Annotated in this window: 22 protein-coding genes; 14 read left to right on the top strand and 8 right to left on the bottom strand. The window is 74.6% G+C overall.

Annotated features, from left to right (window positions below):
• Positions 1–44: 44 nt before the first annotated feature.
• Positions 45–1,088: a PHP domain-containing protein gene (locus Mco01_RS05210; protein WP_204055737.1), complete on the bottom strand. Its 1,044-nt coding sequence runs from the start codon at positions 1,086–1,088 to the stop codon at positions 45–47.
• A 107-nt stretch (positions 1,089–1,195) separates the two neighbouring features.
• On the opposite strand from Mco01_RS05210, the gene Mco01_RS05205 reads away from it, so the two are divergent.
• The 9 genes from Mco01_RS05205 (at position 1,196) to Mco01_RS05165 (ending at position 10,056) form a co-directional block, all read left to right on the top strand.
• A complete protein-coding gene (locus Mco01_RS05205) occupies positions 1,196–1,969 on the top strand; it encodes a hypothetical protein (RefSeq protein ID WP_204055736.1) in 774 nt (257 codons plus the stop codon).
• Between the two features lie 4 nt (positions 1,970–1,973).
• Positions 1,974–3,137 (top strand): glutathionylspermidine synthase family protein, encoded by a 1,164-nt coding sequence (locus tag Mco01_RS05200; protein ID WP_204055735.1) that lies wholly within the window; start codon positions 1,974–1,976, stop codon positions 3,135–3,137.
• Between the two features lie 14 nt (positions 3,138–3,151).
• Complete coding sequence (locus tag Mco01_RS05195) at positions 3,152–3,601, top strand: DUF350 domain-containing protein (RefSeq protein WP_204055734.1); 450 nt, start codon at positions 3,152–3,154, stop codon at positions 3,599–3,601.
• 179 nt (positions 3,602–3,780) lie between these two features.
• A complete protein-coding gene (locus tag Mco01_RS05190; protein ID WP_051458882.1) occupies positions 3,781–4,929 on the top strand; it encodes a PucR family transcriptional regulator in 1,149 nt (382 codons plus the stop codon).
• 118 nt (positions 4,930–5,047) lie between these two features.
• Entirely contained in the window at positions 5,048–5,944 is an 897-nt protein-coding gene (locus Mco01_RS05185) for an ACP S-malonyltransferase (protein ID WP_036330497.1), read from the top strand.
• Positions 5,941–6,897 (top strand): beta-ketoacyl-ACP synthase III, encoded by a 957-nt coding sequence (locus Mco01_RS05180; protein ID WP_036330499.1) that lies wholly within the window; start codon positions 5,941–5,943, stop codon positions 6,895–6,897. The genes Mco01_RS05185 and Mco01_RS05180 overlap by 4 nt, the downstream gene beginning before the upstream one ends.
• A 64-nt stretch (positions 6,898–6,961) precedes the next feature.
• Positions 6,962–7,201, top strand: a complete 240-nt coding sequence (locus tag Mco01_RS05175; protein WP_036330501.1) for an acyl carrier protein — start codon at positions 6,962–6,964, stop codon at positions 7,199–7,201.
• 189 nt (positions 7,202–7,390) lie between these two features.
• Positions 7,391–8,623: a beta-ketoacyl-ACP synthase II gene (fabF, locus tag Mco01_RS05170; protein ID WP_204055733.1), complete on the top strand. Its 1,233-nt coding sequence runs from the start codon at positions 7,391–7,393 to the stop codon at positions 8,621–8,623.
• A 14-nt stretch (positions 8,624–8,637) separates the two neighbouring features.
• Positions 8,638–10,056: an acyl-CoA carboxylase subunit beta gene (locus Mco01_RS05165; protein ID WP_204055732.1), complete on the top strand. Its 1,419-nt coding sequence runs from the start codon at positions 8,638–8,640 to the stop codon at positions 10,054–10,056.
• Positions 10,057–10,128: 72 nt separating this feature from the next.
• Here the strand turns inward: Mco01_RS05165 and Mco01_RS05160 are convergent, their stop codons facing one another.
• Both Mco01_RS05160 and Mco01_RS05155 read right to left on the bottom strand, forming a co-directional pair.
• Entirely contained in the window at positions 10,129–10,881 is a 753-nt protein-coding gene (locus Mco01_RS05160) for a hypothetical protein (protein WP_204055731.1), read from the bottom strand.
• A gap of 187 nt (positions 10,882–11,068) precedes the next feature.
• Positions 11,069–11,566 (bottom strand): DUF3145 domain-containing protein, encoded by a 498-nt coding sequence (locus Mco01_RS05155; protein ID WP_204055730.1) that lies wholly within the window; start codon positions 11,564–11,566, stop codon positions 11,069–11,071.
• A gap of 192 nt (positions 11,567–11,758) precedes the next feature.
• On the opposite strand from Mco01_RS05155, the gene Mco01_RS05150 reads away from it, so the two are divergent.
• From Mco01_RS05150 to Mco01_RS05135, 4 genes are read left to right on the top strand one after another with little or no spacing between them, the layout of a single operon-like run.
• Entirely contained in the window at positions 11,759–12,766 is a 1,008-nt protein-coding gene (locus Mco01_RS05150; RefSeq protein ID WP_204055729.1) for a S8 family peptidase, read from the top strand.
• 43 nt (positions 12,767–12,809) lie between these two features.
• Entirely contained in the window at positions 12,810–13,337 is a 528-nt protein-coding gene (locus tag Mco01_RS05145; RefSeq protein WP_204055728.1) for an RNA polymerase sigma factor, read from the top strand.
• Entirely contained in the window at positions 13,334–13,843 is a 510-nt protein-coding gene (locus Mco01_RS05140) for a hypothetical protein (protein ID WP_239103352.1), read from the top strand. Before Mco01_RS05145 ends, Mco01_RS05140 begins: the two co-directional genes overlap by 4 nt.
• Positions 13,830–16,466: a CHAT domain-containing protein gene (locus Mco01_RS05135; RefSeq protein WP_204055727.1), complete on the top strand. Its 2,637-nt coding sequence runs from the start codon at positions 13,830–13,832 to the stop codon at positions 16,464–16,466. Before Mco01_RS05140 ends, Mco01_RS05135 begins: the two co-directional genes overlap by 14 nt.
• Positions 16,467–16,477: 11 nt before the next feature.
• Here Mco01_RS05135 and Mco01_RS05130 read toward each other — a convergent pair whose 3' ends face one another.
• The 4 genes from Mco01_RS05130 to Mco01_RS05115 all read right to left on the bottom strand — a co-directional run bounded on the left by Mco01_RS05130 (position 16,478) and on the right by Mco01_RS05115 (position 21,981).
• Entirely contained in the window at positions 16,478–17,290 is an 813-nt protein-coding gene (locus Mco01_RS05130) for a sulfurtransferase (RefSeq protein WP_204055726.1), read from the bottom strand.
• Between the two features lie 97 nt (positions 17,291–17,387).
• Complete coding sequence (locus tag Mco01_RS05125; RefSeq protein WP_307825557.1) at positions 17,388–18,623, bottom strand: alkaline phosphatase family protein; 1,236 nt, start codon at positions 18,621–18,623, stop codon at positions 17,388–17,390.
• 78 nt (positions 18,624–18,701) lie between these two features.
• The gene (locus Mco01_RS05120; RefSeq protein ID WP_051458831.1) at positions 18,702–19,292 is read right to left on the bottom strand and encodes a DUF5998 family protein; all 591 of its coding nucleotides are present in this window, start codon (positions 19,290–19,292) and stop codon (positions 18,702–18,704) included.
• 67 nt (positions 19,293–19,359) lie between these two features.
• Positions 19,360–21,981 (bottom strand): bifunctional acetate--CoA ligase family protein/GNAT family N-acetyltransferase, encoded by a 2,622-nt coding sequence (locus Mco01_RS05115; RefSeq protein WP_239103351.1) that lies wholly within the window; start codon positions 21,979–21,981, stop codon positions 19,360–19,362.
• 300 nt (positions 21,982–22,281) lie between these two features.
• On the opposite strand from Mco01_RS05115, the gene Mco01_RS05110 reads away from it, so the two are divergent.
• Positions 22,282–23,175 (top strand): carbohydrate kinase family protein, encoded by an 894-nt coding sequence (locus Mco01_RS05110; RefSeq protein WP_204055724.1) that lies wholly within the window; start codon positions 22,282–22,284, stop codon positions 23,173–23,175.
• Positions 23,176–23,406: 231 nt separating this feature from the next.
• On the opposite strand, the gene Mco01_RS05105 is transcribed toward Mco01_RS05110, so the two are convergent.
• Positions 23,407–25,515, bottom strand: a complete 2,109-nt coding sequence (locus Mco01_RS05105) for a RecQ family ATP-dependent DNA helicase (RefSeq protein WP_204055723.1) — start codon at positions 25,513–25,515, stop codon at positions 23,407–23,409.
• Positions 25,516–25,527: the final 12 nt, after the last annotated feature.

Genomic DNA, 25,527 nt, shown 5'->3' with positions numbered 1-25,527 from the left:
ATGACGCTACGCCGACGAGACGGGCGATTCCGGGACGACACACCTCACTCGGGCGTTACAGCACCATCACCCCACGTGCCCCACGGCCGCGTGTTGACGATCCGGTCCGGCCCTATCCCGCACAGCGCGGCGCGCTCGCAGCCGAAACGCTGCCAGTCGAGCTGTCCCGGCGCGTGGGCGTCGGAGTCGACGGAGAAGTCGCACCCCATCTCGTACGCCAGGCGCAGCAGGCGTTTGGGCGGGTCGAGCCGGTCGGGCCGTGAGTTGATCTCGACGGCCACGCCGAACCGCCGGCACGCCTCGAACACGATCTCCGCGTCGAAGCGCGACTCCGGCCGGAGCCCGCCGCGCCGGCCGCCCGCCCGCACGACGCGGCCGGTGCAGTGGCCGAGGACGTCGACGTGCGGGTTGGCCACGGCCGTCACCATGCGCCGCGTCATGTCCTCCGCGTCCATCCGCAGCAGCGAGTGGACGCTGGCGACGACGACGTCGAGCCGTTCGAGCAGCTCGGGCTCCTGGTCGAGCGAGCCGTCGGCGTTGATGTCGACCTCGATGCCCGTCAGGACGCGGAACGGCGGACCTGAGCCGGCCGCGAACGACGCGTTGAGCTCCTCCACCACGTCGAGCTGCCGGCGCAGCCGGTCGGGCGACAGGCCGTTGGCCACGGTCAGCCGCGGCGAGTGGTCGGTGAGCGCGAGGTACTCGTGGCCGAGCGACCGCGCCGCCGCGGCCATCTCCTCGATGGACGAGCCGCCGTCGGACCAGTCGGAGTGGCTGTGCAGATCGCCGCGCAGCGCCTCGCGCAGCTCCCGCGCCGCGTCGTCGAGGTCGACGTCCTTGGTGTCCTCCAGCCGGCGCAGATAGGTCGGGACGTCGCCGTTCAGCGCCTCGGTGACGGCGAGGGCGGTGACCTTGCCGACGCCCTTGAGGTCGCTCAGACGGCCCTCGCGGGCGAGCCGTTCGAGCTCGCCGGGCGGCAGGGCCTCGACGGTCGCGGCGGCGCCCCGGAACGCCCGCACGCGGTAGGTGGGCTCGCCCGCCCGTTCCAGCAGGAAGGCGATCCTCTTCAGGGCCTCGACCGGATCCACATCCGCACCGTACTCCGCGCTCCTGACAGAACCGCGAACGCCGCCGAAGGTTGGCCCGTTATGTCCTAGCGACGCTATTGTGTGCCGATCTCGACAGCAGGAGCCCGATGGCCGGATCCGGGGAGCGCCCCACGCCTCCGCACGACCCCTCGCACGACAGGCCGACACCGGACGGCGAGACACGTGACACGCCGACGCCCGACGGCGGCGCTACACACGACACGCCGGCACCGGACCGCGAGCCGCTCGACGTACCGGCACCGGACGGCGTGACGCAGGACGCGCCGCCGGGCGCGGAGCCGGAGCCCGGCGCCGAGGACACCGACAAGACCCGGCCGCTGCGCCGGAAGCCGGCTCGGCCCGCGCCGCCCCAGCCCGTGGTCTCCACGCAGCCGGATCGGCCTGCGCCGCCTCCGCCCGTGGTTCCCCCGCCGCGGCACCCGGTGGCGCGGCCGGCCGGTCCTCCACCGCCGCATCCGCTCGCGATGGGCCGGCCCGGGCAGTTCTCCACGCCGAAGCCGTCCGGGGGCTCCAAGTCGTCCACCGCCATCAAGCTCGGCACGCTGGGCGTCCTGTCCACGCTGGTCGTGGGCTTCTGCGCGGCCCAGAACCGGTACGACGAGGTGGGCGCCGACTGCGTCGACCTGTCGAACCGGCAGCCCGACGGCTCCTACCCCGTCGTGCCCGACGACTACTGCGACGACGACCACCACTACCACGGCTCGCACGGCGCGTACGGCTGGTACTACGGCGGCACCCGGACGGGGGGCCGGGTGTGGCGCGGGACCACGGTGAAGCCCGCGGACGCGCACATCACCAGCAGGACGGGACGCGTCATCCAGCGCGGCGGGTTCGGCTTCCACTCGGGCGGGGGCGGCTGACGCCGTGCGCCGGGAGAGCTCGCGGCCCCGCGACGACTGGGCCGCCGTCATCGAGTCGCAGGGACTGGCCTTCCACCGGTCCGCCCACCCCGAGGGCCTGACCCGCCCGTACTGGGACGAGAGCGTCCACTACGTCTTCACGATGGACGAGGTCCTGGCGCTGGAGAGCCAGGTCGAGGAGCTGCACGGGATGTGCCTGGACGCGGCCGAGTACGTCGTGGCGCACGACCGGCTGGCCGACCTGGGCATCCCGCCGGAGTGCCGGGCCGCCGTCGCGCAGTCGTGGCGGCGGCGCGACCCGCACCTGTTCGGCCGGTTCGACCTGCGCTACGACGGCACGGGCCCGGCCAAACTGCTGGAGTACAACGCCGACACGCCCACGAGCCTGGTCGAGAGCTCGGTGGTGCAGTGGTTCTGGCTGCGCGACGTCTTCCCCGCCGACGACCAGTGGAACTCGGTGCACGAGCGGCTGATCGACCGGTGGAGATCGCTGACGCTGCCGACCGGGCCCGTCCACTTCGCCTGGACGAACGCCGACGAAACCGGCGAGGAGGCCATGACGACCGGCTACCTCCAGGAGACCGCCGAGCAGGCCGGCCTGACCACGGTCGCGGTCGCCATGGAGGACATCGGCTGGGACGCGCTCAACCGCCGCTTCGTCGACATGGAGCACCGCGTCATGCGGACCGTGTGCAAGCTCTACCCCTGGGAGTGGATCGTCGCCGAGCCGTTCGCGCCGCACGCCCTGGCCCAGCAGGTCTCCATGACCTGGATCGAGCCGCTGTGGAAGATGCTGCTGTCGAACAAGGCACTGCTGGCCGTCCTGTGGGAGATGTTCCCCGGCCACCCGAACCTCCTGCCCGCCTACTTCGACGGCCCGCGGGAGCTGGCCGGGACCTCGGGGTACGTGCGCAAACCGCTCCTCGGCCGTGAGGGGGCGTCCATGCGCATCGCCGCCCCCGGCGTCGAGGTGGAGACGGAGGGCGGGTACGGCGCCGAGGGCTTCGTGTACCAGGAGTTCGCGCCGCTGCCGGACTTCGACGGCTGGCGTCCCGTGCTCGGGGCGTGGGTGGTCGAGGACGAGGCGGCCGGGCTCGGCATCCGCGAGACCTCCGGCCTGATCACCGACGACACGTCCTCCTTCGTCCCCCACCGCATCCACGGCTGAAAGCGAACACGCCCATGAACACCGCACCCTCCACCTCGCTCGCCGGCGTGCTCGGGCACGGCGCGCTGGCCATCCTGGCGTACGCCGTCCTGGGCGTGCTGCTGCTCGTCGCCGGGTTCTACGTCGTCGACCTCGCCACCCCCGGCCGGCTCAGCAAGGTCATCCGCGCCGACCGCAACCCGAACGCCACCCTGCTGGCCGCCGCGAGTCTGGCCGGCGTCGGCCTCGTCGTGGCGGCGAGCATCTGGTCGTCCGGCGGCGAGCTGCGCGAGGGGCTGCTCGCGACGCTCGTCTTCGGCCTCGTGGGCATCGCCGTGCAGACGCTCGGCATGGTGGCCTTCGACAAGGTCGCCGGGATCCCGGTGCGCGAGCTGGTCGAGGAGCCGGCGCTGCACCCGGCCGCCGTGCTGCTCGCGGTGACCCACTTCGTCATCGGCCTCATCACCGCTGTCGCCGTGCTCTAGCCCTCCATCGGGGCCGCTCATGGCCCCCCGCAACCCCTCCGTACGGCGACGCCGGCATGCCGGGGGGCGCGCCCGGCCCGATGACCTGGCACGCTAGAGGCGTGAGCGAGCGGGGCGGGCGGGCCGGGACGAACCGGCACGGCGACGGAGACGTGCGGGACGCCGGTGAGGGAGGGCCGATGAGCGACAGGATCCGGGAGGACACGGCGCGGCGGCTGGACCGCGCGATGGGCAGCCTGGGCACGGCCGCGATGGCCCGGATGGAGGAGCAGCTCGCCTGGTACCGCGCGCTGTCGGCCGAGGACAGGTCCTGGGTCGGCCTCGTCGCCCAGGCGGGCATCGCGGCGTTCGTCGAGTGGTTCGGCCACGCGGGCGAGGGCCGCCCGACGCCGAGCATCGAGTTCTTCGGCACGGCCCCCCGGGAGCTGAAGCGCAGCGTCTCGCTCCAGCAGACCGTCGACCTGGTCCGCATCGTCGTCGAGGTGGTGGAGGCGCAGGTCGACGAGCTGGCCGCCCCCGGCGGCGCGGAGCTGCTGCGCCACGCCATGCTCCGCTACACCCGCGACGTCGCCTTCGCCGCCGCCCAGGTGTACGCCAGGGAGGCCGAGGCCCGCGGTTCGTGGGACGCCCGGCTGGAGGCGCTGATCGTCGACGCGCTGGTACGCGGCCAGGTCGACGACGGCCTGCACTCCTGGGCCGCCGCCCTCGGCTGGACCTCCGCGCCCGTCGTGGTGTTCGCGGGGTACGCCCCCGACGAGGACCCGCAGACCATCATCGACGGGCTGCGCGACAAGGGACGGCGCATCGGGCACGAGCTGCTCGCGGGCGTCCAGGGCGACCGGCTGATCGTGATCGTCGGCGGAGCCGGCGGCGTGAAGGACGCGGCCCGCGGCGTCGTGTCGCGCTTCGGGCCGGGGCCGATCGTCATCGGTCCCGAGGTGCCCGACCTGCACGCGGCCGCCAGCTCGGCGCGGGCGGCGATCGCGGGGCTGCGCGCGGCGGCCGGCTGGCCGGACGCGCCGCGTCCCGTGCTCGCCGAGGACCTGCTGGCCGAGCGCGCCCTGGACGGCGACGAGGACGCCCGCCAGCAACTGGTGGAGAACGTCTACAAACCGCTGGCCGGGACCCCGCTGCTCGACACGCTGGCGACGTACCTGGAGCAGGGCACCTCTCTGGAGGCGACGGCCCGCCTGCTGTTCGTGCATCCGAACACCGTGCGGTACCGTCTTCGGAAGATCACTGAGCTGACCGGGTACCAGCCCACCGAGGGACGGTCCGCATTCACCCTTCAGGTGGGGCTCATACTCGGACGGCTGTCCGTTACGTGAGCGGGGGCGCGTTAACCCTGCGGACACCGAAACTGTAGGGCCCCCACAAAGGAGGGGCCGTAAAGTTCGTTCGGATCTCCATCAGTGTGGCGAACCTCTACAGGGCAGGGTTGATAGCGTGCTCGTCATCGTCGCTCCGGGCCAAGGCGCCCAGACCCCAGGCTTCCTCAGTCCATGGCTCGAGATCCCCGAGTTCCGCGACCGCATGGCCGCCTGGTCGGAGATCGTCGAGCTGGACCTCGTCGCGTACGGGACGACCGCCGGCGCCGAGGAGATCCGCGACACCGCGGTCGCCCAGCCGCTGCTGGTGGCGGCCGCCCTCGCGTCGTACGACGTGCTGGGCGTGCGGCCGGACCTGGTGGCCGGGCACAGCGTCGGCGAGCTCGCGGCGGCGGCGATCGCCGGGGTGCTGACCCCGGAGGAGGCCCTCACGCTGGTGCGCGAGCGCGGCCGCGCGATGGCCGAGGCCGCCGCGATCACCGAGACGGGAATGGTCGCGGTGCTCGGCGGCGTCGAGGACGACGTGCTGGCGAGCATCGAGAAGCACGGCCTGACGCCGGCGAACATCAACGGCGCGGGGCAGATCGTGGCGGGCGGCACGATGGAGCGCCTGGAGGCGTTCCGCGCCGAGCCGCCGGACAAGGCCCGCCTCATCCCGCTGTCGGTCGCGGGCGCCTTCCACACCGTGCACATGGCGCCCGCCGTGGACCGGCTCCGCGAGGAGGCCGCCTCCCTGATGCCGCGCGACCCGAAGATCCCGCTGCTGTCCAACGCCGACGGCGCCGTCGTGGCGGGCGGCGGGGAGTTCGTGGCGCGCCTGGTCGACCAGGTGGCCAACCCCGTCCGCTGGGACTCCTGCATGGCCACGATGGCCGAGCACGGCGTCACCGCGATGATCGAGCTGCTGCCGGGCGGCACGCTGACCGGACTGGCCAAGCGCGGCCTGACCGGTGTGAAGACCGTCGCACTCAAGACCCCCGACCACCTGGACAACGCCCGAGAGGTGCTCAAGTGAGGCTCAGCCACGGCGCCCCGGGCGCGAAGGTTCTCGCGTTCGGCGGCTACCAGCCGGCCGAGGTCGTGACCAACGACGACCTCGCCGCCCGGCTCGACACCAACGACGAATGGATCCAGAGCCGCGTCGGCATCAAGGAGCGCCGCATCGCCGGCCCGCAGGAGTCGGAGATCGACCTCGCCGTCCAGGCGGGCGGCAAGGCCCTCGCCGCGAGCGGCCTGTCGGCCGAGGACATCGACCTGGTCATCGTGGCGACCTGCACGCTGGAGGCGCAGATCCCCAACGCGGCCGCCCGGGTGGCCCACCGGCTGGGCATCGACGCGCCCGGCGCCTTCGACGTCAACGCCGCCTGCGCCGGCTTCTGCTACGGCCTGGCCGCGGCGAGCGACGCCGTACGGGCCGGGTCGGCGACCAACGTGCTGGTCGTGGGCAGCGAGAAGCTCAGCCAGTGGGTCGACTGGAACGACCGGACGACCGCGGTGATCTTCGCGGACGGCGCGGGCGCGGCCGTCGTCGGCCCGTCCGACACTCCGGGCATCGGACCCGTGGCCTGGGGCAGCGCCGGGGACAAGGCCGAGGCCATCACCGTGCGCGGCCGCGCGTCCTTCCTGGAGCAGGAGGGCCAGACCGTCTTCCGCTGGGCCACCACCGCGCTCCACCCGGTGGCCCTGCTCGCCTGCGAGCGCGCCGGGGTCGACCCGGCCGACCTCGCGGCCTTCGTCCCCCACCAGGCGAACCTGCGGATCGTCGAGGCGATCGCCCGCAAGATCGGCGCCGACAAGGCCGTCGTCGCGCGGGACATCACGCTCGCGGGCAACACCTCGGCCGCGTCGATCCCGCTCGCGCTGTCCCGGATGATCGAGCGCGGCGAGGTCCCCTCGGGCGGCCTCGCGCTGCTGCTCGGCTTCGGCGCCGGCCTCACCTACGCCTCCCAGGTGATCGAGATCCCCTAAGGCTTGTACGGACCTCCGTGCAAAACCGTAAGACCGACACACGAACTCAAGGAGTAGTCGCGACATGGCACTGACCGAGCAGGAGATCCTCGCCGGCCTTGGCAAGATCGTCAACGAGATCACCGGCATCCCGGCGGCGGAGGTCACCCCGGAGAAGAGCTTCGTCGACGACCTCGACATCGACTCCCTCTCCATGGTGGAGATCGCCGTCGCGGCCCAGGACGAGTTCGGCGTCGAGATCCCCGACGACCAGCTCAAGCACCTGAAGACCGTCAAGGACGTCATCAACTTCATCCAGGCCTAGGACCCCGTCCCAGGCCCGTCCCCGGATCTCCCGTCCGCCGCGTACGCGCGGGCGGACGGCGCGGTCCGCGGGACGACCCCGCGCCGCGGGCCCCGGGCCCCGGCGGATCACGAGCAGGGGCGGGGGCAGGGCCGTGCCCGCCCCGCCGGGGGCGTCCTGGCCCCCACCGATCAAGAGGAGTGCAGACAAGTGAGCAAGGACCGGGTACGTGTCGTCGTCACCGGGCTCGGCGCGACGACGCCCCTCGGTGGAGACGTCGCCTCGACCTGGTCGGCGCTCCTCGACGGGCGGTCGGGCATCCGCACGCTCACCGAGGACTGGGTCGACTCGGTGCCGGTGAAGTTCGCCGGCGTGGCCGCGGTCGACCCCGGCGAGGTTCTTCCGAGGCCTGAGGCGAGGCGGCTCGACCGCGCCGAGCAGTTCGCGCTGATCGCCGCCCGCGAGGCGTGGCGGGACGCGGGCACCCCCGAGGTCGAGCCGACGCGGCTGGGCGTCGTCGTCGGCAGCGGCATCGGCGGCATCACGACGATCCTGGCGGCGTACGACACGTTCAAGGAGAAGGGCTGGCAGCGGCTGTCGCCGTTCACGGTCCCGATGCTGATGCCGAACGGCGCCGCCGGCTGGATCGGCATCGAGATCGGCGCGAAGGCCGGCGTCCACGCGACCGTCAGCGCCTGCGCGACCGGCGCCGAGTCCATCGGCTACGGCATCGAGATGATCAGGGACGGCCGCGCCGACGTGGTCGTCGCCGGCGGCACCGAGGCGGCCATCCACCCGCTGAACGTGGCCTCCTTCGCCGCGATGCGCGCCATGTCCACCCGCAACGACGAGCCGCTGCGCGCGTCCCGGCCGTTCGACAAGGGCCGCGACGGGTTCGTGCTCGGCGAGGGCTCGGGCATCGTCGTGCTGGAGTCGGAGGAGCACGCGCGGGCGCGCGGGGCGAAGATCTACGCCGTCGCCGCCGGCGCGGGGTACTCCTCGGACGCCCACCACATCGCCCAGCCGGAGCCCACCGGCGCCGGCATCCGGCTCGCCGTGCAGCGCGCCCTGGAGGACTCCGGGCTGACCGGGGCCGACGTGAAGCACATCAACGCCCACGCCACCTCCACCCCCGCCGGGGACGTCGTCGAGACGATCGCCATCAAGGAGACCATCGGCTCCCACCCGCTGGTCACGGCGACCAAGTCGATGACCGGCCATCTCCTCGGCGGCGCGGGCGGCATCGAGTCGATCTTCACGATCCTGGCGCTGACCGACCGCGTCGTGCCCGCCACGGTGAACGTGGACGACCTCGACGACGGCATCGAGGTTCCCATCGTCCGCGACGAGCCCCACAAGCTTCCCGACGGCCAGATCGCCGCCATCAACAACTCGTTCGGGTTCGGCGGTCACAACGTGGCCGTGGCCTTCACCACTGTTTGACAAGGGAGTCTCCGATGACTGTGCTGGACAACAGGTTGGTGGCCGCGGCTTCCGAGGGAGAGGCCGCCGATCCCCGCGCCCCGTTGGCGCGCCTCGGCCACCTGCTGGACGAGGGCTCGATCCGGCTGATCACTCCCGAGGACAAGAGCGGCGTGCTGGCCGTGACCGGCCGCATCGAGGGCGTCCCCGTGGTGGCCTTCTGCAGCGACGCCCGCGTGCAGGGCGGCGCGATGGGCTCCGAGGGCTGCGAGCACATCGTCCACGCGTACGACGTGGCCGTGCGGGAGCGGGTGCCGGTCATCGGCGTCTGGCACTCCGGCGGGGCGCGCATCCCCGAGGGCGTGGAGTCGCTGCACGCGGTGGGCCGGGTGTTCGCCGCGATGACCAAGGCGTCCGGGCTCGTCCCGCAGATCTCCGTCGTGGTCGGCCCGGCCGCCGGCGGGGCCGCCTACGGCCCGGCCCTCACCGACCTGGTGATCCTGGCCGACCAGGGCCGCATCTTCGTCACCGGTCCCGACGTGGTCCGCAGCGTCACCGGCGAGGACATCGACATGGCCTCGCTGGGCGGTCCCGAACCGCACAGCAAGCGCAGCGGCGTCGCCCACATCGTCACCAAGGACGAGCCGGAGGCCCTGCTCAGGGCCCGCCAGCTCGCCGTGCTGCTCGGCCACCAGGGCCGGGTGCGCGAGGTGGACGAGGTCGACTTCAGCGCCCTGCTCCCCGACAACCCCCGCCGCGCCTACGACGTCCACCCCCTGGTCAACGGGCTGCTCGACGAGCCCGGCGTGGAGCTCCACCCCAAGTGGGCGCCGAACGTCGTCACCACCCTGGGCCGCCTCGGCGGCCGCACGGTCGGCGTCATCGCCAACAACCCGATGCGGCTCGGCGGGTGCCTCGACTCGGCGTCGGCGGAGAAGGCCGCCCGGTTCGTCCGGATGTGCGATGCCTTCGGCGTGCCGCTGGTCGTGCTGGTCGACGTCCCCGGCTACCTGCCGGGCGTGGGCCAGGAGCACGACGGCGTCGTCCGGCGCGGGGCCAAGCTCCTGCACGCGTTCGCCGAGGCGTCGGTGCCGCGGGTCACGCTCTACACCCGCAAGGCGTACGGCGGCGCCTACATCGCGATGAACTCCCGCGCGCTGGGCGCGACCCGCGTGTTCGGCTGGCCGACGACGGAGATCGCCGTGATGGGCGCCGTCGCCGCGGTGCGCGTCCTCAAGCGCCGCGAGCTCGCCGCCGCCTCCGAGGAGGAGCGGCCGGCGCTGGAGGCCCGGCTGGCCGAGGAGCACCAGAAGGTGGCCGGGGGCCTCGCCCGGGCCATCGACCTCGGCGTGGTGGACGAGCTCGTCGAGCCCGCCAAGACGCGCGGCGCCATCGCCCGCGTCCTCGCCACGGCCACCCCGGCCCGCGGCGCCCACGGCAACATCCCCCTGTAGTCCCCGTCCTGTACGGCGAAGCGCCGGTCCCCTGAGGGGGCCGGCGCTTCGGCGTTGGAAGGAGCGGGCGGGTCAGGACGCCAGCCCGGGAAGCTCGGTGTACGACTTGCCGCGGACGAACCACTGGAAGTCGGCCGAGTTCTTCCCGCTCGGCGACGGCAGGCCGGCCCGCAGGTTCACGGCCGTGTTGACCAGGCCCCAGTTGAGGCCGCAGCCACTCGCCTTCGGCACGGCGAACGTCGTGTCCCTGGCCGTCGCCTTGAAGACCGGCACACCGTCGATCGAGGTGAGGTCGAGCGAGGTCACCTCGGGGTTGAGGACGATGGGATCGGCGTCGCCGCCGATGTAGCACTTCTTGCCGAGCAGCGGGTGGATCATCCGGATCTTGATGCCGACGTTGGTCGGGAAGACGGGCCCGGCGTCGACGCGGCCGGTGCCCTGGGTCTCGACGTACACGTCGGTCAGCTTCGGCACCTCGAGCGGCTTGCCGAGCAGGCCGCCGGGGACCTTCATGCGGCCGCCCACCACGCTGCCGAACGCCGCGGCCGTGCCGCCGCCGGCCAGTTTGCCCTGCGCGACGGTGATCCGCAGGGGCTGGCTGATGTCCTGCTGGATCTTGCCGAGGGAGATCGTCCCGCCGACCGTGACGATGAAGATGCAGCTCCAGGTGTCGGCCGTGGCGCCCGCCGGGAGCCTGGGGCAGTCGGACCAGTCGGCGTCGCTCGGGTGGTAGTCGTAGGCGGCTGCCTGGGCGGGAGCCGACAGCCCGCCCAGCAGCAGCACCGCCGCGACGCCGGTCGCGAGGCGCCGGGCACGAACGCTCATGGACTCCTCCTCCGGTCCGCCCGAAGGCGTGACGTGGGAAATGGTGAGTCCCGGTTATATCTGTGGAAAACACCGCTTTCTATGGCCTTTTCCCAAGGCGCGCGACGCGGGAGTTGTCACGCGCGCGCAATACGGCGGCCGCGGGGCGCACCCTCCAGGAGAGGCCCCGCGCCGTCGGCGGGAGCGGTCAGACGGCGGCGTGCAGCCAGCGGACGGGGGCGCCCTCCCCGGCGTACCGGAAGGACTCCAGCTCCTCGTCCCACTGCTTGCCGAGCAGCCGGTCGAGCTCGTCCTCCAGCACGACGCGGCCCTGGGCGGCCATCAGCATCACGTTGCGTAGCCGGTCCTCGGGCACGAGGATGTCGCCGTTCGCGCCGACCACGGCCGTGAAGGCGCCGAGCGACGGGGTGTAGGCGTGCCGGGAGCCGTCGACGCCGGGTGAGGCGTCCTCGGTGATCTCGAAGCGGATGCGCTGCCAGCCCATGAGAGACGACGTGATCGCCGCGGCCGTGCCGGGGCGGCCCTCCCACTCCGCCTGGGCCCGGAGCGTTCCGGGCGCGGCGGGCTGGGCCGTCCACGTCAGATCGACGGGTACGCCAATAACGCCTGCGACGGCCCACTCGATGTGCGGGCACAGCGCAGGCTGAGCCGAGTGGACGTACAGGACGCCACGAGCAGCAGCCACCGGACCTCCCAAATCGCATGAGGTGCGCCTTCCCCAACGGCCTCATACTTGGGATGATCACGGTTGGATGACTGTAGGAGAGACTACCGTCCGTCGTGGCCCGGCACCAGAGGGGGGTCATACCGATTAGGGCGTGGTAACCCTCGGAATCGGGAAAGACTCCCTCCGTGATCGCCCTAGGAAGGCGGCGGGATGCGCGGTCGGCTCGTCGAACCCCTCCCCGGCCGGCCCGCGCTCATCCGGCCGGACGAGTTGCTCACCTCCTCCCCCGAGGCCGTCGGCCGCTGGGCCCGCGAGACGGCCGCCGCCGGGGGCGTCCACCACGTCCGGCTGTCGCCCGGCGTGGACGTCGTCGACCTCACCGCGGCCCTCCGCGACCGCGGGCACGTCGCGTCGCCCAACCACGTCCTCCTCGGGCAGCCGCTGCTGTTCGGCGGCCCCGGCGGCATGCCGGTGCCCGCGCGGGCCGTGCCGTACGAACCGGGTGAGCCGTGGGACGTCACGGTCGCCGTGCTCGACACGGGCCTCGCGCCGCACCCCTGGATGGCGCGCTGGTACCGCGACGAGGTGGCCGACACCCCGGACGCCGACGGCGACGGCGTGCTGGACGAGCAGGCGGGCCACGGCACGTTCGTCGCCGGGCTGATCCTGCGCCGGGCCCCCGGCGTGGCGCTGCGCGCCGTGCGGCTCCTCGACAGCCACGGGGTGAGCGACGAGGCCGCGCTGCTGCGGGCGCTCGCCCGGCTGCGCCGCGAGCGGGTCCACGTGGTGAACCTGTCGCTCGGCGGCCACACCTTCGACGACCGGCCGCCGGTGGGGCTGGCGGAGACGCTGGCGGCCTTTCCCGCCGTCGTCGCCTGCGCGGGCAACACCGCCTCGTCGCGTCCCTTCTGGCCGGCCGCGCTCCCGCGGGTCGTCGCCGTGGCGGCGCTCGACGGGGACGGCAGGGCCTCCTTCTCGGCGTACGGCCCCTGGGTCGACGCCTGCGCCCCCGGCGTCGGCCTGACGAGCAGCTTCCTCGATCACGCCGAGTTCCACGGCTACGCGCGGTGGAGCGGCACGTCGTTCGCGGCGGCGGGCGTCACGGGGGCCCTCGCGCGGCTGTGCCGCGACGTCCCGCCCGCCGAGGCCGTACGACGCCTGCTGCGGGAGGGCCGGCAAATTCCCGATCTCGGCGTCGCGGTCGCCGTCGATCGATAGGGTGCGTGTCACCCGTTGTCCCCCTCCGAACGCGCAGAGTCACATGCCAGAACGCAACTCTCTCGCCGACCTCGACCAGGCCGCCTGGGAGGACCTCGTCGCACGGTTCGACGGCAGGATGTGGGCGGTCGCCCGCGCCTTCGGGCTGAGCGCCGCCGACGCGGCCGACGCCGTCCAGGGCGCGTGGCTGAAGATGGTCGAGCGCGCCGACACCATCCGCGACCCCGGCGCCGTCGGCGCCTGGCTCGTCACCACCACCCGCCACGAGGCCGCCCGGCTCAGCCGCAGGGCCCGCGGCGAGACCCCGGCGGACGCGGACGTGCCGGAGGCCGCCGCCCCCGACCCCGCCGCGGCCGTCGTGGACGCCGACTTCGGCCGGCAGGTCTGGGCGCGGCTCGACCTGCTCGGCGAGCCCTGCCGGTCGCTGATCCGCCTGTGGGTGCTCCATCCCGAGGCCCGGTATGCCCAGATCGCCGTACGGCTGGATGTGCCGGTGGGCAGCATCGGCCCCACCCGCGCCCGGTGCATGGCGCGGCTGCGGGCGCTGGTGGAAGAGGAGGCCGGCTCGTGAGGGACGAGTACCTGCTCGCCGCGCTGCGGATGGGGGCCGGAGCCGATCCGGTGCCGGGACGGGTCTCCGCCGCCGCCCGGGCCGCCTTCGCGCTGCGGCTGCCCGGGGGTGTCGCGGCCGACGAGGTCGCCGTCGCCGTCCCGCCCGGCGCCCGGTCCGCCGATCTTCCGCGGCAGGGCGCGGACGGCTCCGCGGGACCACGGCTCGGCGCCGCCGAGGCCGCACCGGACGCGCCGGGCTTCCACCGGTTCACGGCGGCCGGTCTCACGATCGACGTCGAGGCGTCCGTCGTCGAGGGCCGCCTGGAGGTGGCGGGGCAGATCTCGCCCTGGCCTGGGCCGGACGCCCGGGTGGAGGTGCGCACCCCGCACGTCGGCAAGGTCCGCTCGCCCTCGGGCAGCGGGCACTTCGCCGTCTCGGGCCTGCCGCCGGGATGGGTCAGCGTCGTGTGCCACCGCCCGGGGCTGCCGCCCGTGTTCACGCGCTGGGTGCATGTCCGCCCCTGACCCGCCCCCGGCCGCCGTCCTCGTCGCGCGGGCCGAGTCCGCCGTACGGCTGTCGGGGTCGGATCCCCGGCTGGCGCTGTCGGAGGCGCGGGACGTCCTCGCCGAGGCCGCGGCCGTACGGGACGGGCAGGAGGCGGTCTCCGTCGCGTTGCGGGCCTCGGCCCTCGCGGCGCGCGAACTGGGCGACCTCGAACTGGCCGCGGAGCGGCTCGAGGAGGCCGTCGCGGCCGGCGCGGCCTTCCCGCCGCGGGTCGCGCAGGCGCGGATGTCCCTGGTCACGGTGCGGGCGCAGCTGGGCGACCCGGAGGGCGGGCTCGCGCTCGCCGACCTGGCGGAGCGGGATCTGTCCGGGACCGACCTCGCCCGCCTCGACGTCCAGCGGTCGGCCGCCCTGATCCTGCTGGGCCGGCACCGCGATGCGGTGCGGCACTGCGACCGGGCGGTGGGCCTCCTGGAGGAGGACCCGCGGTTCCTGGCGGGCGGGCTGCTCAACCGCGGCGTCGCCCGCACCTACCTGCAGGAGTACGGCACGGCGGAGGAGGACCTGTCCCGCTGCGCCGCCACGGCCCGGGCCGCCGGGCTCGACCACGTCGCCATGCTGGCCGAGGGCAACCTGCCGTTCGTCGCGGCCAGGCGGGGCGACATCGCGGCCGCGTTCGAGAGGTACCAGGCGGCGGAGTCGGCGCTGTTCGGCTACCCGGAACGGCTGGCCGCGATGCGGACGGACTTCGCCGAGGCCCTCGTGGCCGCCCGGCTGCCGGTCGAGGCGCGGACGCTGCTCGAACAGGCCGTACCCGATCTGGTCGCCGGAGGCGCGCACGCCGCCGTCCCCGGCGCCCGGCTGCTGCTCGCGCAGGCCGGGCTCCTCGCGGGGGACGCCCGCCTCGCCCGGTCGTCCGCGGAGACGGCGCTCGACGAGCTGGCGGAACAGGGCAGGCACGCGTGGATCCCGCTGGCGGCCGAGGTGATCCTGCGGGCCCGCCTGCAGCAGGAGCCCCCGGATGACGGGACGCTCCACGAGCTTCTGGCGTGCGCCGACGACCTGGCCGCCCACGGCTGGCCCGCCGAGTCGGCGGCGCTCCGGCTCACCGCCGCCGCCGCGGCCGTGCGCCTCGGCCGTCCCGGCCTCGCGCGTGCCCACCTTCTCCGGCTCGCGTCGTCCTCCGGGCTCTCCCCCGGATCCGGACCGGACGCCGGGGACGTGCCGTTCGGTTCATCCGCGGAGGTGACGCCGGCCGGGCCGGCCGCGGCCATCGCCGGTGACGTCGCGCAGGCGTCCGGGGCCGGCGCTCCGACTCCGGGTGTACGGCCCGTCGTGCGGCAGCACGCCCGTGCCCTGCTCCACCGGCTCGACGGAGACCGGGAGGCGGCCCTCGCCGCCGCGGGCGCGGGCATCCGCGCGGCCGCCGCCGGCCTGGACGCGGAGAGCCCCGACGTACGGGCGCACGCGGCGCGACCGGCGGAGGACCTGGCGGCCTTCGGGCTCGACCTGGCCCTGGAGAGCGGGGACCCCTGGACGGTGCTCACGTGGGCGGAGCGATGGCGGTCGGTCGTGCGCGGCACTCCCCCGCCGCCCCTCGCCGGCCCGGCCGCGCTCGGCGGCACATTCGGCACGCTGGTCGAACTGGTCCGCCGAGGCGACGACCTGTGGGCGGTCACGGCCGGCCGACGGGAGTGCGCGCTGCGGTCGCTCGGGTCGTACGCGGCGGCCGTGGAGGCGACGGTCCGGGTCCGGTACGGGCTGCGCCGCCGCTGTCTGCGGGACGCCGGGGACGAGGACGGCCTGGCGCGGGAGCTTCCGGCGCTGGACCTGATGCTGCTGGAGCCCCTCGACCTGGACGACGGGCCGGTGACGATCGTGCCGACCGGCGCCCTGTGCACGCTGCCCTGGCCTCTGCTGCCCTCCTTGGCCGGCCGGCCCGTGTCGGTGGCGGCGGACGCCGTCCCCTGGCTCAGGCCGGGGGCCGGACCGGGCACCGGGAGCCGTCCGACCTCCTGGGGCTCCGCGGCGAACGAATCGCCCCCTTGGCCCGCGACGGAGACGAGCGGGCCCCAGGTCGGTCCGGCGCGCTCACCGGCCGCGGTCGTCGCCCTCGCGGGGCCGGGGCTGCGGCACGCCGCCGCCGAGGCCGACGCGGTGGCCGCCGCCCATCCCGGGGGACGGCGCGTCGGGGCGACGCGGCAGGAGGTGATGGCCGCGCTGGAGCACGCGGACGCGCTGCACGTCGCCGCGCACGGCATGTTCTCGCCGCGCAGCCCGATGCTGTCGCGGATCACGCTGGACGACGGCCCGCTCATGGGCTACGACCTGCTCCGGGCGGAGGCGGTCCCGCGGCTGGTCGTGCTGTCGGCGTGCGACGCCGGGATGGCCCACGCGCCCGTGGACGGCGCGGCCCTCGGCCTGGCGGGGGCCTTCCTCGACCGGGGGTCGTCGTGCGTGGTCGCCGGTGTGGTCCCGGTGCGCGACGACGAGGCGTTCGCGCTCATGACGCTGTTCCACGGCCTGCTCGCGGACGGGCGCGCCGCCGCGGAGGCCCTGGGCGTCGCGGCCGGCAAGACCGGGGCGGCCGGCTTCGTCTGCTTCGGCGACGGCGCCCTGCGCCTGCGGCCCGCCGCCCGGTGACCCCGATCCCGTCAGCCGGTGGCGACGGGACGGGAGGGGTCGGCGACCCAGTTGGACCAGGAGCCGACGTACAGCGCGGCGGGCAGGCCCGCGACCTCCAGGGCCAGCACCTCGTGGGCGGCGGTCACGCCCGAGCCGCAGTAGGCCCCGACCGGGACGCCCTCGACCACGCCCAGCGTGTTGAACCGCTCGCGCAGGAACTCTCGCTTGTGGAAGCGGCCGCCGGGCTCGACGTTCTGCCCGGTGGGGGCGCTGACGGCGCCGGGGATGTGCCCGGCCACGGGGTCGATCGGCTCGACCTCGCCGCGGTAGCGCTCCGCGGCCCGGGCGTCGAGCAGCACCCCGCCGGAGGCGATCTCGGCCGCCCGGCCGGCGTCGAGCACCGGCATCCCCCCGGCGACGGCGGTGAAGTCGCCCGGGGCGGCCGGCGGCGTCTCCTTGGTCACCGGCATGCCGGCCTGGGTCCAGGCGCGCAGGCCCCCGTCGAGGACCCGGACGCCGGGGTGGCCGTAGTAGCGCAGGGTCCACCAGGCGCGGGCGGCCGCGGTCGAGTCGGCGTCGTCGTACACGACGACGGGGCGACCGGCGGACACGCCCAGGCGGCGCATGGCCGCCTGGAAGTCGCCGGGGGCGGGCAGCGGGTGGCGCCCCTCGGGCCCCGGCTCCGCGGCCAGGTCGGCGGCGAGGTCGCAGAAGACCGCGCCGGGGATGTGCGCCTCCCGGTACGACTCGATCCCGGGAGGGCCGCCCAGCCTCCACCGGACGTCGAGGATCGTGACGTCTCCGAGCGCGGCCAGCTCCTCGGGCGTGATCAGCGGGCTCATCGCACCTACCTCCAGGACGGGACACCGGCGACAGCCATTCTGCCCCCACTCCCGCCACGCCCCCGCACCGCCGCCCACCCGTCTGTGGACGGACCCGCTAGGCGCGGATTTCCAGGAGCGGGACGTTCTGCTCGGCGGGCGTGAGCGACCCGTGGTAGCCGACCAGCGACGACTCGACCGGCTCGCTGACGGAGGCGACGATCACGCAGTCGCCGTACGGCACGGCCATGACGTCGCCGATCCGGTCGAGCCACTCCCGCCGGACCGCGCGGCCGAACCATCCGGCGTCGGCGGCCTCCTCCCTGGTGACCACCCAGGCGTGCCCGTCGAGGGCCGCACGCCAGGTCTGCCGGACGTCCTCGGCGGCTCCGGGGGTCGTGTACAGATGCCGGGCGCGGGCGTCGCCCCCGATCATGAGCACGCCCTCCCGCAGGTCGGGCCGCGTGTCGACGTCCACCTTGTGATCGGAGTTGATCATCCCGTGGTCGGCCGTGACGTACAGGGCCGAGCCCGGGGGCAGCGCCGCCGCGATCCGCTCGGCCATCCGGTCGGCGATCGCCACCTGCTCCAGCCACTCCGGGCTGCCCCAGCCCTTCTCGTGGCCCATCCGGTCGACCTCGCCGTAGTAGACGGTCACGAACCCGCTGTCGCGCAGCGCGTGCCGCACCGCGGCGACCCGCTCCTCCGCGGTCTCGGCCGCCCAGTAGCGCATTCCCCGGTAGACGGCCCGGGTGAGGCCGGTGCCGTCGAACGACGCCGGGGCGACGTAGACGGGGTCGACGCCGAGGGCGGACATCCGCTCGTAGACCGTCTGTCTGGGCTGCCACACCTCGGGGTCGATGGACAGCCCCGGAGCGGTCCACCGCAGGCAGTTGAACAGCCGCCCCTCGCCGGGGACGGCCATCTGGATGCCCACCATCCCGTGGTCGCCCGGCGGCGCCCCGGTGCCCAGCGTGGCCAGGCTCGTCGGTGTGGACGACGGGAAGCCGGCCGTGAGCGTGCGGCGCAGCCGGGACGACAGGAACGGGGCCGCGTCAGGGCGCGCCGCGAGAAGGTCGGCCCCGAGACCGTCGACGAGGAACAGGCACACCTTCACCGCCGGGTCCAGCCCGAGCGTGTTGGCGCCGGGGACGCCCAGGCTCGCCAGCAGGGACCCCGGCAGGTCCGCCAGCGACGCCGTTCCGTACGCGGGGACGTAGGGCGCGGGCGGCGTACCGGGAGCGGGTCCGCCGGGGCGGACGGGCCCCGGCCCGTGCGAGGGCCCGGCGGAGGGCCCGGCCGCCGGCTCCGCCGGGGCCACGGACCGCGTCGCGGACGGTTCGGGGTCGATCACGTCGCCTCCCTGGGTGGCCGGGGCGCACCGCCCGGCGGTCGGTCTGGTCGGACGTCCGCCTGCCCCCGTACGGCGGTCTCAGCGGGCGGCGCGGGCGGTGGCCTCCGACAGCGCCTTCGCGAACGCCAGCACGTGGGTCACGGCCTCGGGCCCGTCGGCGGCCTCGCTCACCCGCAGGGACAGGTCGTCGGCCGTGATCGCTCCGGTGTAGCCGTGGTCGGCCTCGCAGTTCTCGTCGCCGCAGGTGGCCGGTTCGAGATCGACGTGGGAGATCGCGCCCCAGCCGATCGTGAGCGTGACCTCGGTGGGGGGAACGCCCGGGGCGTACGACGCGGGGTCGGGGACCACCCTCGTGACCGCCACCGACTGGATGCGGCTGAGCCGGACGGCCTCCGTCGTCGTGGAGGCGTGGGAGGCGGGCATCCCCTCGGCGGGCGGGTGCTCGTCGGTGTGGCACACCAGCAGCCGGGTGGGCGACAGCACGAGGACCGTGACGTGCCTGCGCACCTCCATCGCCGGGTCGAACGTGGCCTCGTGATGCACGACGTACGCCGTGACCTGCTCGCTCCCGAGCGCTGACTCGACGGCGTCGGAGACCAGGTCGGGGTAGTAGCCGCTTCGGTCGATGGCCTCGCGCAAGCCCGCTGCGGAGACTCGGGTTTCCCTCATGGGTCCATCCTGCCCTGTAAGGGACACCTGTTTCACACCCGAGCGTGACGGGTTTTCCGCCCGGGTCTCAGCCCAGCCGGCGCGGGCCGACGTCGGGGCGGAGGGTCTCGGCGGCCCGCAGGACGGCCCGGGCGCCCAGCACGGCCACGCCGTTCTCACCGGCGAGCACCGGGTCGAGATCCAGCCGGGCGACCTCGGGGAACGCGTCGGCCAGCAGCCCCACGCGGACGAGCAGATCCTCCAGTGCCGCCACGTCGGCCCGGGGGTAGCCGTACTCCCCGAACAGCAGCGGCGCGGCGCGGACCGACCGGACGAGCCCGGCGGCGTCCTCGTCGGAGAGCGGCGCGAGGCGGTGGGCCCGGTCGCCGAGCAGCCGCGCGGTGACCTCCCCCAGCCCGAACGACACGACCCCGCCGACGTGCCGGTCCTGCACCACGCCCACGACCGTCGGGACCGACGGCTGCGGAGCCATCCGCTGCACGGCGAGCGTCGTGCCGGGGCCGAGCAGGGCGGCCAGGTCCGCGTACGCCTGCCGGAGCCCGGCCGGCTCGGTGAGGCCGAGGCGGACGGTCCCGGCCCGGCGGGTGTCCTCGGGGTCGGCGGACCTGATCACGACGGGCCAGCCGAGCCGTACGGCCGCCTCGACGGCCTCCTCCGGCGACCGCACGACCTCCGCGGGCCACACCTCAACGCCGTAGCAGGCGAGCAGCGGCCCGGCGTCGATCTCCCGCTCGCCCTCGCCCCCGGCCAGCGCGCCGGTCACGATCCGGCGGGCGGAGGCGGCGTCGACGCCCTCGACCCGGGGGACGGAGCCCGGGGGCTCGCCGCGCCACCGGGCGTACCGGACCGCGTGGGCCAGCGCCCGCACGGCCTCCTCCGGAGCCGGGTACGACGGGATCGAGCCGCGGCCGGGGGACCCCTCGCCGGAGTCCACTCGGAGGGCGTCCGGCATGCCCAGCTCGCCCTGGAAGGTCGCCAGCACCGGCTTGCCCGACTCCCGGGCCACCCGGAGCAGCTCCGCCGCCACCTCGTCCGGCCGCCCAGGAACAGGCGGCATGTAGACGACGACGGCGGCGTCCACGTCCGGCAGGACGCCCGCGAGCGCCGTGCCGAACTCGGCCGCGCCGGCCCGGGCGCCGAGGTTCACCGGCGGCACCGGCTCCAGCCCGGCGCCCACGCAGGCCTCGGCCGCGAGCAGCGCGAGGGCGTCGGAGTTGCTGACCAGGCCGACCCTGGGCCCCTCCGGCAGCGGCTGGTGGGCCAGAAGCTGGGCCACGTCGAACATCTGGGTGAGGTCGTCCACCCTGATCACCCCGGCCTGGGCGAACAGGGACCCGAGCGCGGTGTCGGGCAGGCCGAGCACGGGCGCGGCGTGCCCGCCGGGCACCCCCCGGCTCTTCACGACGACGACCGGCTTCTTGCGGGAGATCCGGCGGGCCAGCCGGGTGAACTTGCGCGGGTTGCCGAGGGACTCCAGATAGAGCAGGACGACGTCGGTCGCCGCGTCCTCCTCCCAGTACTGGAGGAGGTCGTTGCCCGACACGTCGGCCCGGTTCCCCGCGGAGACGAACGTCGAGATGCCCATCCCCCGCTGCGCCACCCGCTGGAGCAGCGCGGTGCCGAGCGCGCCCGACTGGCTGAAGAAGCCGACCCTGCCCCGGCCCGGCAGCGTGGCCGCCAGCGTGGCGTTCAGCCGTACGGCGGGGTCGGTGTTGGCGATCCCGAGACAGTTGGGGCCGACGACGCGCATGCCGTACGCGCGGGCGATGCGGACCAGCTCGTCCTGGCGGGCGCGCCCCTCCGGGCCGGTCTCCCCGAACCCCGACGAGACCACGATCAGGCCCTTCACGCCCTTCTCCGCGCACTCCTCGACGAGTTCGAGCACGCCCTCGGCCGGGACGGCGAGCACCGCGAGGTCCACGTGGCCGTCGATGGCCGACACGCTCCGGTACGCCCGGACCCCGGCCACGGCCCGTACGTGCCGGTGGACGGGGTAGACCGGGCCGGTGAAGTCGGCCCCCAGGAGGTTGCGCAGCACGGTCTGCCCGATCCCGCCCGGCTCGCGGCTCGCGCCGATCACCGCGACCGACTCGGGCGTGAGCAGGCGGGCGATCGAGCGCGCCTCCGCGCGGTGCTCCCTGGCCAGCCTGACCTCCTGCGCGGTCGGCGTGCTGGCCAGGTCGAGCGTCATGCGGACGACGCCGTCCTCGAACTGGCTCTGCGCCGTGTAGCCCGCCTGGCGGAACAGCGCGGTCATCCGGTGGTTGCCGGGGAGGACGTCGGCGATGAACGTCCTGATCCCCCGCTCGCGGGCGGCCGCCCGCAGGTGCTCCATCAGCACCGAGGCCATGCCCCTGCCCTGGTGCGCGTCCTCCACGAGAAAGGCGACCTCGGCGTGGTCCTTCGGCTCCACCCGGTCGTACCGGACCACCGCCACCATCTCGGCGCCGATCGTGGCGATCAGGGCCACCCGGTCGTTGTAGTCGACGTTGGTGAACCAGGCGACGTCCCGGTCGGTCAGCCGGGGGCGCGGCCCGAAGAACCGGAAGTAGATCGACTGCTCGGACAGGCGGGAGTAGAAGGACCGCAACAGGCCGGCGTCCTCCGGCCTGATCGGGCGCAGGTGTGCCGTGCCGCCGTCGGACAGCACGACGTCCGCCTCCCAGTGAGCGGGGTACTGAGGGTGCACCCTCCCGAGGCTAGCGCCGCCCGGCTTGCACTGCATTGACCGATTTTTGGCGCGGCATCGACATCGATCTCGTCCGCCCTTGACTCCTGGCGGTCGGACCGTCTTGGGCGGGATTGGGCAGCTCGGACAGGGTGAGTTGGGCAACGCTTGTGCATCGACATGCCCCGGTGTCTGCTCCCCGCCCCACGACATGCCCGGAAACTGTTAGGTTTCTGGACGTCAGCCTCGGAGCACGGAGAGGACCCGGCCCCTCCATGGGCGTGGCTCGCCTCCACAAGCAGTTGGCAAGGTGGTGACATCATGACGCGGGTCGTCGTGGTGGGCGATCTCATGACAGACGCGGTCGCCCGCGCCCGGTTCCCTCTGGCGAGGGCGAGCGACACGCCGGCCGTCGTGACCATGCACGGTGGCGGGTCCGGCGCCAACATCGCCAGCTGGCTGGCGGTGGAGGGCTCGGAGGTGGCGTTCATCGGCCGCCGCGGCGCCGACATCACCGGCCGCAACCGCGACATGGAGCTCATGGGCTACGGCGTCGACGCCCGGCTCGTGATGGACCCCGAGCGGCCCACCGGCACCTGCGTGGTGCTCGTCACGCACAAGGGCGAGCGGACCATGCTGTCCGACCCCGGCGCCAACGCCGCGCTCTCCCCCGAGGACCTGCCGCGCGACCTGTTCAGCGCCGGCGGCCACCTGCACATGTCCGGGTACACGCTGATCAACGAGGGGTCGCGCGACGCGGGGCTGGCCGCGCTCGACCTCGCCCGCCGCGCCGGGATGTCGATCTCGATCGACTGCGCCTCCTCCGCGCCGCTGGAGCGCACCGGCGCCGAGCCGTTCCTCGAGTGGACCCACGCCGCCAAGCTGCTGTTCGCCAACGCCGACCAGGCCAAGGTGCTGACCGGGCGCGAGGAGCCCGCGGCCGCCGCGAAGGTGCTCACCGCCTGGTTCCCCCAGGTCGTGATCAAGCTCAACAAAGAGGGCGCGCTCTGGTACACCAACAACCGCGCCGAGCCCGTCCGCGCCCCCGCCGAGATCGTCGACCGCGTGGTCGACGGCACGGGCGCCGGCGACGCGTTCACGGCCGGGTTCCTCCCCTCGTGGCTGGAGGGCAAGCCCCCGTCCGAGTCGCTGGCCGCGGGCAACGCCCTCGCCGCCAAGTGCATCTCCAACCTGGGCGCCCGTCCCCGCCTGTAGATCCCGTACGGCAGGCCCCCTGAGGGCCTCCCGCCGTCCCGCGTCCATGTCTCGCGAGGGCGCCCGCCACCGGCGTCCCTTCCCGCCGTCACGCCCCGCCAGAAGCCCCGCGCCGCCAGGGGCCGGCGGTCGTTCCGCGCCCACGCCTGCGAGGACCGCGCCCGGCGTGACCCCGGTGCCGGCGAGGACCGCGCGGGGGCCCGGGTCAGGTGGCGGCGGCCAGGGGCCGGATCAGGTGGTGGTGGCGAGGGTCAGCGGGAGGACGGCGGGGGCGCCGGCGTGGCGGATCTGGGCGGCGGCGAGGGCCAGGGTCCAGCCGGTCTCCACGCGGTCGTCGACCAGGAGCACCGGCCCGCCGGCCGCGGCGATCCGGGCGGCCACCTCCCGCGGCATGGCCAGTGTGGCCCGCACCGCGGCCACCCGCTGGGCGCTGTTGTGCCGCCGCGCGGGCGCTCCGGCCCGGTAGCCCAGCTCGCCCAGCCGCTCCAGCCTGCCCACCTGGGCCAGCCGTTCGGTCAGTGAGCCGATCAGCAGGGGATGGGTGGCCGACGGCACGGTCACCACGCCGACCGGGCGCCGCTCCCAGTCCCACGACTTCAGCACGTCGACCACCGCCGCGAACACGTCGTCGGGCACCGGCGCGTCGGGCGCGGCCAGCAGGTCGCGCAGGCGCGTTCCCCAGCCGATGTCGGTGAGCCGGCCGAGCGCCCGGCCCGTCTCCGCGCACAGCTCCGGCTTGATCCGGCCCTTCAGGTCGGGCAGGCCGGTCGGCCACTGGCGGCGGGGCTCGATGTCCACGCCGGGCCGGGCCAGCCGGTCGTGCGCGGCCCGTACAGCCTCCTCGGGCACCTGCGGGGAGCGGTGCACGCCGGTGCAGTTGTCACACCGGCCGCAGGGGGCCGCCGCGTCGTCGTCCAGGTGGCGGCGCAGGAACTCCTCGCGGCAGCCGGTCGTGGCGATGTACCCGAGCATGGCCTCCTGCTCGGCGCGCCGTTCGGCGGCCACCCGGGCGTACCGCTCGGCGTCGTACGCCCACGGCTCGCCGGTCGCCTCCCAGCCGCCCTTCACGCGGCGGACCGCGCCGTCCACGTCGAGGACCTTGAGCATCATCTCCAGCCGTCCGCGGCTGAGGTCCACCCGCGTCTCCAGGGCGGCGGTGGACAGCAGGCCCTCCTGTCCGAGGGCCTCCAGGGTCGCCCGTACGACGGGCTCGGGCGGAAACGCGAGGGAGGCGAAGTAGGCCCAGATCTCCCGGTCCTCGGGGCCGGGAAGCAGGATCACCTCGGCCCGCTCGACGCCGCGCCCGGCCCGGCCGACCTGCTGGTAGTACGCGACGGGCGAGGCGGGGGCGCCCACGTGCACGACGAACCCGAGATCCGGCTTGTCGAACCCCATGCCGAGGGCCGACGTGGCCACCAGGGCCTTGATCCGGTTGTTCAGCAGGTCGTCCTCCGCCGCGAGCCGCTCGGCCGGCTCGGTCTGCCCGGTGTAGGCGGCCACGGGGTGGCCCTGCTCCCGCAGGTAGGCGGCGATCTCCTGGGCTCCCGCCACGGTCAGCGTGTAGACGATGCCCGAGCCCGGCAGCTCGCGCAGCGCCGCGGCCAGCCAGCCGAGCCGCTGCTCGGCGGAGGCGTGCCGGACGACCGACAGGTGGAGGCTGTCGCGCTCCAGCGGCCCGCGCAGGACGAGGACCTCACCGCCCGCGAGCTCGTCCCACTCCTGGACGGTGGCCAGCTGCTCGGCCACGTCGCGGGTCACCCGGGCGTTGGCGGTCGCCGTCGTCGCGAGCACCGGGATGCCGGGCGGCAGCTCGGCCAGCAGCGTGCGCAGCCGGCGGTAGTCGGGCCGGAAGTCGTGTCCCCAGTCGGAGATGCAGTGGGCCTCGTCGATCACCAGGAGGCCGGCGCTCTCGGCCAGCTCGGGCAGCACCTGGTCGCGGAAGTCGGGGTTGTTCAGCCGCTCCGGGCTCACCAGCAGCACGTCGACCGTGCCCTCGGCGACCTGGCCGTAGATCTTCTCCCACTCCTCGGGGTTGGCCGAGTTGATCGTCTGGGCGTGGATCCCGGCCCGCTCGGCGGCGGCGATCTGGTTGCGCATGAGCGCGAGCAGCGGCGAGACGATGACGGTCGGGCCCTCGCCCAGCTCCCGCAGCAGCGCCGTCGCGATGAAGTAGACGGCCGACTTGCCCCAGCCGGTGCGCTGCACCACCAGCGCGCGGCGGCGGTCCATCACGAGGGCCCTGATCGCCGCCCACTGGTCGTCGCGCAGCCGCGCGCCCTCGCCCGCGAGCGCCCGCAGCCGCGCCTCGGCCTCGTCCCGCAGCGTCTGTTCTTCGCTCACCCGCCCATTGGT

It is taken from the genome of Microbispora corallina, from assembly GCF_016863035.1.
Lineage (GTDB): Bacteria > Actinomycetota > Actinomycetes > Streptosporangiales > Streptosporangiaceae > Microbispora > Microbispora corallina.
This window is presented reverse-complemented; position numbering and strand designations above follow the sequence as displayed.